The organism is Extensimonas perlucida (assembly GCF_007655255.1).
Classification (GTDB): Bacteria; Pseudomonadota; Gammaproteobacteria; order Burkholderiales; family Burkholderiaceae_C; genus Extensimonas; species Extensimonas perlucida.
On sequence record NZ_VMYE01000008.1, the window covers coordinates 142,340 to 150,639 of the forward strand.

The 8,300-nt window shown below is 66.7% G+C and carries 8 protein-coding genes; 4 read left to right on the forward strand and 4 right to left on the reverse strand.

The features are described from left to right. Positions 1-12 precede the first annotated feature (12 nt). Both nusA and rimP read right to left on the reverse strand, forming a co-directional pair. Positions 13-1,497 carry a transcription termination factor NusA gene (gene nusA, locus FK527_RS09335; RefSeq protein ID WP_144732608.1) on the reverse strand — a complete coding sequence of 495 codons (1,485 nt, stop codon included), beginning with the start codon at positions 1,495-1,497 and terminating at the stop codon, positions 13-15. A 64-nt stretch (positions 1,498-1,561) separates the two neighbouring features. After that, entirely contained in the window at positions 1,562-2,158 is a 597-nt protein-coding gene (gene rimP / locus FK527_RS09340; protein WP_144732611.1) for a ribosome maturation factor RimP, read from the reverse strand. 281 nt (positions 2,159-2,439) lie between these two features. Here rimP and FK527_RS09345 point away from each other — a divergent pair, with 281 nt between their 5' ends. Next, positions 2,440-3,417 carry a prenyltransferase gene (locus tag FK527_RS09345; protein WP_144732614.1) on the forward strand — a complete coding sequence of 326 codons (978 nt, stop codon included), beginning with the start codon at positions 2,440-2,442 and terminating at the stop codon, positions 3,415-3,417. Between the two features lie 58 nt (positions 3,418-3,475). Here FK527_RS09345 and rnhA read toward each other — a convergent pair whose 3' ends face one another. Next, positions 3,476-3,931 carry a ribonuclease HI gene (gene rnhA, locus FK527_RS09350; protein WP_144732617.1) on the reverse strand — a complete coding sequence of 152 codons (456 nt, stop codon included), beginning with the start codon at positions 3,929-3,931 and terminating at the stop codon, positions 3,476-3,478. After that, on the reverse strand, positions 3,928-4,839 hold the full coding sequence (locus FK527_RS09355; protein ID WP_144732620.1) for a class I SAM-dependent methyltransferase: 912 nt from the start codon (positions 4,837-4,839) through the stop codon (positions 3,928-3,930). The genes rnhA and FK527_RS09355 overlap by 4 nt, the downstream gene beginning before the upstream one ends. A 75-nt stretch (positions 4,840-4,914) precedes the next feature. Here FK527_RS09355 and gloB point away from each other — a divergent pair, with 75 nt between their 5' ends. The 3 genes from gloB to FK527_RS09370 are packed head-to-tail and all read left to right on the forward strand — an operon-like array spanning position 4,915 to position 8,155. After that, positions 4,915-5,694, forward strand: coding sequence for a hydroxyacylglutathione hydrolase (gene gloB, locus FK527_RS09360; protein WP_144732623.1), 780 nt, complete (start codon positions 4,915-4,917; stop codon positions 5,692-5,694). Next, a complete protein-coding gene (locus FK527_RS09365) occupies positions 5,691-7,250 on the forward strand; it encodes a transglycosylase SLT domain-containing protein (protein WP_144732626.1) in 1,560 nt (519 codons plus the stop codon). The genes gloB and FK527_RS09365 overlap by 4 nt, the downstream gene beginning before the upstream one ends. A 32-nt stretch (positions 7,251-7,282) precedes the next feature. Continuing rightward, the gene (locus tag FK527_RS09370; RefSeq protein WP_144732629.1) at positions 7,283-8,155 is read left to right on the forward strand and encodes an LOG family protein; all 873 of its coding nucleotides are present in this window, start codon (positions 7,283-7,285) and stop codon (positions 8,153-8,155) included. The last annotated feature ends 145 nt before the right edge of the window (positions 8,156-8,300 follow it).

Consider the following 8,300-nt stretch of genomic DNA (forward strand, 5'->3'; position numbering starts at 1 on the left):
CCTCCCGGACCCTCATTGCTGGCCCGCAAACCAGTGTTCGCGTGCTTTCATAATCAAGGCCTTGGCCTCTTCCTCGGACTGGCCGGTGATGGCCGTGAGTTCATCGACGGCCAGGTCGGCCAGGTCGTCGCGCGTATGCACGCCGTGCTCTGCCAACTTGGCGATCAACTCGGGCGTGAGACCGTCGAGGTCGCGCAAGTCCTGCGACAAGTCCTCCACCCCTTCTTCGCGCGCGATCTCCATCGTCAGCAGCGCGTCCTTGGCCCGCGCGCGCAGCTCATTGACCGTGTCTTCGTCCAGGGACTCTATCGCCAGCATCTCCTGCAGCGGCACATAGGCCACTTCTTCGAGGCTGGAAAAGCCCTCGGCGACCAGGATGTCGGCGATTTCCTCATCGACGTCGAGCTTTTCCATGAACAGCTTGCGCAGCGCCGCGGTTTCCTCGGCCTGCTTCTGCGCCGATTCGGCCGCGTCCATGATGTTGATCTTCCAGCCCGTGAGCTCAGAGGCCAGACGCACGTTCTGGCCGCCGCGGCCGATCGCGATGGCGAGGTTTTCCTCGTCCACCACCACGTCCATCGCATGCTTTTCCTCATCGACCACGATGGACTGCACGTTCGCTGGCGCGAGCGCGCCGATCACGAACTGCGCCGGGTCTTCCGACCACAGCACGATGTCCACACGCTCGCCCGCGAGCTCGTTGCTCACGGCGTTCACGCGCGAGCCGCGCACGCCCACGCAGGTGCCTATAGGGTCTATGCGCTTGTCGTGGCTCAGCACTGCGATCTTCGCGCGGCTGCCGGGGTCGCGCGCGCAGCTCTTGATCTCGAGCAGGCCCTGCTCGATCTCGGGCACTTCCTGGCGAAAGAGCTCGATCATGAACTCGGGCGCAGCGCGCGAGAGGATGATGGGCGCGCCGCGCAGCGTCGGATCGACTTCGAGAATGATCGCGCGCACCCGGTCGCCTATGCGCAGGTTTTCCTTGGGGATCATCTCGCTGCGCTTGAGGCGCCCCTCCACGCGGCCGCTTTCGATGATCAGGTCGCCCTTGTCCATGCGCTTGACGGTGCCGCCGAAGATTTTTTCGCCGCGGCTCATGAAGTCGCTGAGCAGCATCTCACGCTCCGCGTCGCGAATTTTCTGCAGGATCACCTGCTTGGCCGCCATCGCGCCTATGCGTCCGATCGGCACCGACTCGACGGGCTCTTCGATGTATTCGCCCACCTCGATGCCGGGCACACGCTCGCGCGCATCCATGAGCAGCTCTTCGGCGTCGGGATTTTGCAGGCCGGCCTCATCGGGCACGACCAGCCAGCGGCGGAAAGTCTCGTAGTCGCCGGTGTCACGATCGACCGCCACGCGAATGTCCACCTCGCCCTTATAGAGCTTCTTCGTGGCCTGCGCGAGTGCCGCCTCGACGGCAGCCAGTACCACGTCGCGCTCCACGTTCTTCTCGCGCGAGATGGCATCGATCAACATCAACAATTCGCGATTCATGCGACAACTCTCCTGTAATCCAATCCTTGTGCCCACGACCCGTGCGTGCGGCCCATGCAAGCGCTCAAGCAGCGCGCCCCTTGAAGTCCACGATGGGCGCGAGCCGCGCATCGCGCAGCTCGTCGAGCGTGAAGCCCAGCACCTGCACGGGCGCGGGCGCACGCTTTTTGCCCACCCTCTGCCCAGGCTTGGGCGCGGGCGCATCGCTCCAGACGATCTGCCAGCCGCCCGAAGCAGCGCGCTCCAGCGTGCCACGAAACTTCTTGCGCAGCGCATGCACCTGCCCCGCAGCAGCGCCACCTATGGGCGCCTTGAGGGTGATGTCTATCACCGCCCCCGTGAAGCGCATGAAATCCTGTTCGTGGCGCAGCGGCCGGTCTATGCCCGGCGAAGACACCTCTAGGCGCTTGTAATCGACCCCCTCGACCTCGAGGGCGAACTGCAGCTGGCGCGTGACCTTCTCGCAATCTTCCACCGTCACGAAGCGCTCTGCCGTCCCGGCGGCTGCGGCGCGCACTTCCGGTTGCAACTCCGCCACCTCTGGCGGCAGCCAGGGCATATCGATGGTGACGCGCAGCAAGCCCCCCGCGGAGCGTTCGACCTCCACCAGGTCGTAACCCAGCCCGCGCACCACTTGTTCGACGACTTGCTGCAATGCCACGAAAATCCGTTCTCTGTGCCGAAAAACAAAAAAACCCGACAACCCCTGAAACCCTGCTTGGCAAACAGGTCCCTGAGGCTTCGAGCTCCACAAAAACGACCGCTTGAGATTTACCGCCCCAAATGACCGACTTGGCGATCGACCAAAAAAAACGGGCGGATGGCACCCGCCCGATCGGTCGTGAGCCCTCGATTCTAACGGCCAGCGCCCACTCTTGCAAGCGCCTCGAAAGCAAAAAAGAAGCCAAGTGCATGCAAGGCGCAAGATGGAACAATGCGCGCATGTCCATTTTTCCCGCTCCGGACCCACTCGAGCCGCAAGCCGCGCGCGCCGCAACCCGCGCTCCTTGGTGGGGGCCTGCGCGCCCGTCTTTTCTGCTGCTCACGCTCGCCTGCATGGCATGGGCCGTGGCCTGCTGCGGCTGGCTGGCGCGCCAGCATGGACAGGTGCTGGACTGGGCCGCCGCGGCACTCGCCACCCTGGGCGCGCTCGCGGCGCACCTGGGCAGCAATGCGCTCAACGAATATGCAGACTTCCGCTCGGGCCTGGACGCACAGACGCAGCGCACGCCCTTCAGTGGCGGCAGCGGCGTGCTGCCCGCGCGCCCCGCACTGGCCAACGTGGCGCTGGGCATGGGCGTGGCAGGTCTGGCACTGAGTGCGACCACGGGTGTGTATTTTCTTTGGCGGCATGCCGCCGCCTGGCCCGTTTTGCTGCCGCCGGGGCTGGCCGGGCTGGTGCTGGCCGCCGCCTATACCCCCTGGGTCACACGCCACCCGTGGCTGTGCCTGAACGCGCCGGGGCTGGGTTTCGGCCCTTTGATGGCGCTGGGCACGGCGGCCGTGCTGCTCGGCGGCCTCACGGCACAGTCCGCCGCCACCATGGGCCTTGCGGCATTGCTGCCCTTCGGCCTGGCGAACGCCTTGCTGCTGCTCAACCAGTATCCCGACGTCGAGGCCGACCGCCGCGCTGGCCGGCGCACCCTGCCTATGGTGCTGGGCAAGGAGCGCGCCTGGCCCGTGCTGGCAGCGCAATATCTGCTGGCTTACGGCGCTTTGCTGGCCACCGTGGTAGCCCGCGATGTACCCCATTCGGCCTTGCTGGGGCTGCTCACTTTTCCCCTGGCGGTAAAAACCGTGCACTGCGCGGCCCGCCATGCCAACGACACCCCGGCACTGCTGCCCGCCATGCGCTGGAATGTGCTCGTCAGCCTGGCGACACCCGTCCTCGCCGCCGCCGGGGTGGTTGGGGGCGCCTGAGCATGCCGCAACATCTCGCCGTCCAGCAACAACCGCCCGCCACAGTCCCAAGACACTTTCAGGCGCTACGGCGCTCCAGCACCTGCGCCACACCCTGGTTGGCGAGCGCATCGGCGCGCTCGTTGCCCGGGTGGCCCGAGTGTCCGCGCACCCAGCGCCACTCAATGCGGTGCCCACGCTCGCGCACGAGTGCATCGAGCTGCTGCCACAGGTCCACGTTCTTCACCGGCTGCCCGGAAGCGGTGCGCCAGCCTTTGGCCTTCCAGCCCGCGAGCCACTCGGTGATGCCCTTGCGCACATACTGGCTGTCGAGGTGCAGCGTCACGGCGCACGGGCGCTTGAGCGCCGCCAGCGCCTCGATCACGGCGCGCAGTTCCATGCGGTTGTTGGTGGTACTCGGCTCCCCGCCGAACAGTTCCTTCTCGTGGCTGCCCGAGCGCAGCCACACGCCCCAGCCCCCCGGGCCTGGGTTACCCTTGCAGGCGCCATCGGTATAAATCTCTACGTGGTTCAATGCTTTTCCTCGTTCACCGCATGGGCCCCATGCACCTCATCGCCCAGGAGCCTGTCGGACTTTGGGCGTCGAAAGCGAGAATGCGCCGCAGCCGGCGATTCCAAAGTCCGACAGGCTCCTAGCCCCGCGTTCGCCACGCGCAGCCGCGCCACCGGAATGGACGCCGCGGCCCGCTGGCGCGCGGCGCGCCACGTGGGTTCGAGCAGGCGCATGCCATGCACCCGCTTGACGGCCACGACGAAATACACGGCGCCCAGCACGGGCCAGGCGCGCGCCCCAAGTTCGTCCATCCAGGCGAAGCGCTCGAGCCACTGGCTGCCACGCACGGCAGGCCGGTAGCAGCCGAATTGCGCCGATTCGACCTCGAAGCTCAGCAGCCGCAGCCAGTCGCGCAGGCGCCGGTAGGCGATGAATTCCGCCACGCCGGGCACGAAGCGCCCGCCCCAGCCCATGCGCTCCCACCAGCACGAACGCAACTGGCGCAGCCCCCACAGGCTCAGCGTATGCAGGCCGCTGATGACCACGCGCCCCTCGGGCACGAGCACGCGCTCGACCTCGCGCAGCGCCACATGCGGGTCCGTGCTGCGCTCGAGCGTGTGCGGCAGCAGCACGAGGTCCAGGCTTTGCGCGGCGAAAGGCAGGGCTGCCGGATCGGCGAGCAACGCCGGCCGCGTGCCGGACAGATGCCGCTCGACCGCTGTTGCCACACCCTCTTGCCCCAGCGCCAGCCAACGGTGCGGCATGCGGTTGCAGCGCAACCCGTCGAGCTGCGCCAGCCCCAGCTGCAGGCTGTGGTAGCCGAACACATCGGCCACGGCGGCATCGAAGCGCTGCTGCTCCCAGGCCAGCAGGTAGCGGCCGGCAGCGCCGTCGAACCAGTCAAGGCCGCTGGAATCTAGCGCATCCATGCAGGTGCCGCCCGAAAAACCCCTGGCCGCACGCCGGGCACTCGCGCCGCCACGGTTTTTATAATCTCCAGGACCATGAAACTGATTCCTCTACCCGCTTTTAGCGACAACTATCTGTGGTTGCTCCACGACGCTGCGGGCCAGGCCCTGGTCGTGGACCCGGGCGATGCGACGCCTGTTTTCGATGCACTGCAGCGCCTGGGCCTGCAATTGCGCGCGATTTTAGTCACGCACCACCATCCCGACCACGTCGGCGGCGTGGCCGCCCTGCGCGACGCCACCGGGGCGCCGGTTTATGGCCCCGCGCGCGAAACCATCCCTGAGCCGCTCGTGCGCCTGCAGCAAGGCGAAGCGTTCGAAATGCTCGGCCTGCGCTTTGCGGTGCTCGACGTGCCCGGCCACACGGCAGGCCATATCGCGTTTTTTGCGCCCGAGGCCGAGGGCGGGCCGCTGCTGTTTTGCGGCGACACCTTGTTTTCCGGCGGCTGCGGGCGGCTGTTCGAGGGCACGCCCGCGCAAATGCTTGCCTCGCTCGACCAGCTTGCGGCGCTGCCCGGCGCCACGCGCGTGTGCTGCGCCCATGAATACACGCTCTCGAACCTCAAATTCGCGCGCGCCGTGGAGCCCGACAACCAGGCCCTGCGCGACTACCAGCAGCGCTGCGAAGCCCTGCGTGCCGAGGGCTTTCCCACCTTGCCTTCGACCATCGCGCTCGAGCGCGCCATCAACCCGTTCTTGCGCACACGCGAAGCGGCTGTAGCAGCCGCCGCCCAGCGCCACGACCCTGCCGTGAACCCTGCCGACCCTGTTGCCGTGCTGGCCGCACTGCGCGCATGGAAAAACGGCTTTCAATGAGCTGCCTGCGCTGGGTTTTGCTCGCCGGCCTGCTGTGGCTTGCCGGGTGCGCGACGACGAATGCCCCGGGCGATCCTGCCGCCGACAGCGCAGGCGCGCCCGCGCCCCAGACGACACGGCCCAGCGGCGCTGCGCAATTCCCTAGCGGCTCGCTGCGCCCCATCACGCCCGCCGAGGCCGCGCGCGGCGGCGTGGCCTCACTCACGGCACCCGCCGACCTGTGGGAGCGTATCCGGCGCGGCTTTGCCATGCCCGATCTGCAGGACGACCTGGTGCAGGACCGCATCGAGTGGTACAGCGCCCGCCCCGACTACCTGCAGCGCATGACGCTGCGCTCGAGCAAGTACCTGTTTTACATCGTCGAAGAACTCGAGCGCCGCGGCATGCCCACCGAACTCGCACTGCTGCCCTACGTGGAGAGCGCCTTCAACCCGCAGGCCGTCTCGAGCGCCAAAGCCGCCGGCATGTGGCAGTTCATGCCGGCCACGGGCACGAGCTTCGACCTTAAGCAAAACGCCTTTCGCGACGACCGGCGCGACGTGCTCGCCTCCACGCGCGCCGCGCTGGACTACCTGCAAAAGCTCTACGGCATGTTCGGCGACTGGCACCTGGCGCTGGCCGCGTACAACTGGGGCGAAGGCAACGTGGCCCGCGCCATCGCGCGCAACCAGAAAGCGGGGCTGGGCATCAAATACAGCGACCTGACCCTGCCCGCCGAAACGCGCATGTACGTGCCCAAGCTGCTCGCGGTGAAAAACATCGTGGCCAGCCCCGACAGCTTCCGCGCCGAGCTCGCGCCGATCGACAACCACCCTTATTTCCAAACCGTGGAGATCAAGCGCGACATCGACGTGGCGCTGGTGGCCAAGCTCGCGGGCATCCGCGAGGAGGACTTCCGCGCGCTCAACCCGTCGTTTCACCGCCCCACGATCTTCGCCGCCGGCACGCCGCGCATTTTGCTGCCCTGGGACAACGCGCGCGTGTTCGAGCGCAACCTCGAAGCCTACGACCAGGGCGAATACGCGAGCTGGACGGTCTGGACCGCGCCTTCGACCATGAGCGTGGCCGAGGCGGCGCAGCGCGTGGGCATGAGCGAGAGCGACCTGCGCAGCGTCAACAACATCCCGCCGCGCATGCTCATCCGCACGGGCGCGGCACTGCTCGTGCCGCGCAGCGCCACGCGCAGCGACGACGTGCCTGAGCAGATCGCCGACAACGGCCAGCTGCTGCTGACCCCCGAAGTCGTCACGCGCCGCACCGTCGTGGGCGCACGCAAGGGCGACACCGTGGCGCGCCTGGCGCAGCGCTACCGCCTCAGTGCTGCGCAGGTGGCGCAGTGGAACGACACCAAGGTCAACGCCGCCTTCAAGGCCGGTCAGAAAGTGGTGCTGTTCGTGCCCGTGCGCATGGCAAGCGCCGGCGCGCCGAGCACCGCACGCCAAAGCGCGACGCGCAGCCCCGGCCCCGTGCGCAAACAGGCCGCTGCCACCAAACGCAGCACCAAACCTGCTACAGCTGCCAGACCGCGCAAAACAGCCAAGGCTGCGCGCCGCTGACGCCCCATTCACTTCTTTGCTTTGCTGATTTCATGGACGCCACCACCCAACTCAATGAACGGCGCCTGGCCGATGCGTGGGCAGAACTGCATGCCCAGGCACGAAACGGCAATCCGCTGCACGCGGATGCCAACCGGCTGGCCTTTGCCGACCCCGAATTCCTCTTTCGCCGCGAAACCCGCGGCATCCGCTTCCAGCTCGAGCTGCTCAAGCCCGACCTCGGCCAAAGCGAGCAAGGCATAGAAAACACCATCGTCGTTTTCGGCAGCGCGCGCCTTCCCAACCCCGAAGACGCGGCAGTCCAACTGAGCAACGCACAGGCAGCAGGCGACGCGGCGCAGATCGCGCGCGCCCAGCGTGCCGTGCACAACGCGCGCTATTACGAGGCGGCGCGCCGCTTTGCCGCACTCGTGGCGCAATACAGCGAGCGCCAGCGCCCGTCCGAGCGCATCTACATCTGCACCGGCGGCGGGCCCGGCATCATGGAGGCCGCAAACCGCGGCGCGCACGAGACCGGCGCGCTCAATATCGGGCTCAACATCGCGCTGCCGCACGAGCAGCACCCCAACCCGTTCATCACGCCTTCGCTCAGCTTCAAGTTCCACTACTTCGCGCTGCGCAAAATGCACTTCATGATGCGCGCCAAGGCCCTGCTCGCCTTCCCTGGCGGCTTTGGCACGCTCGACGAACTCTTCGAAGTGCTGACCCTGGTGCAAACCAAAAAGGCCAAGCCGCTGCCCATCATCCTGTTCGGCAGCGACTACTGGAAGCGCCTGATCGACTTCGACGTGCTCGTCGAAGAGGGCATGGTGACGGCCCAAGACCTCACGCTCTTTCACTACAGCGACGATCCGCAGCAGGCCTGGGAACTCGTGCGCGACTTTTACGGGCTCTCGAAAGAGTAGCTGCTTGCGTCGGATTTACTAGTAGATCGTTCCGTTAATATGCTTACGAATCATGCGAGTTCCAGATCGAACTTCTTCCAGCGGAAGACGACTGGGGCTGCGTTCATTTCATCGATGCCTTTCAAGATGCGCGCCTTGAGCTCGG

What these genes read in the sequence shown, in the direction of transcription:
- nusA (WP_144732608.1), bottom strand. Translation starts at nt 1,497, where the DNA reads ATGAATCGCGAATTGTTGATGTTGATCGATGCCATCTCGCGCGAGAAG.
- FK527_RS09345 (WP_144732614.1), top strand. Translation starts at nt 2,440, where the DNA reads ATGTCCATTTTTCCCGCTCCGGACCCACTCGAGCCGCAAGCCGCGCGC.
- FK527_RS09355 (WP_144732620.1), bottom strand. Translation starts at nt 4,839, where the DNA reads ATGGATGCGCTAGATTCCAGCGGCCTTGACTGGTTCGACGGCGCTGCC.
- gloB (WP_144732623.1), top strand. Translation starts at nt 4,915, where the DNA reads ATGAAACTGATTCCTCTACCCGCTTTTAGCGACAACTATCTGTGGTTG.
- FK527_RS09365 (WP_144732626.1), top strand. Translation starts at nt 5,691, where the DNA reads ATGAGCTGCCTGCGCTGGGTTTTGCTCGCCGGCCTGCTGTGGCTTGCC.
- FK527_RS09370 (WP_144732629.1), top strand. Translation starts at nt 7,283, where the DNA reads ATGGACGCCACCACCCAACTCAATGAACGGCGCCTGGCCGATGCGTGG.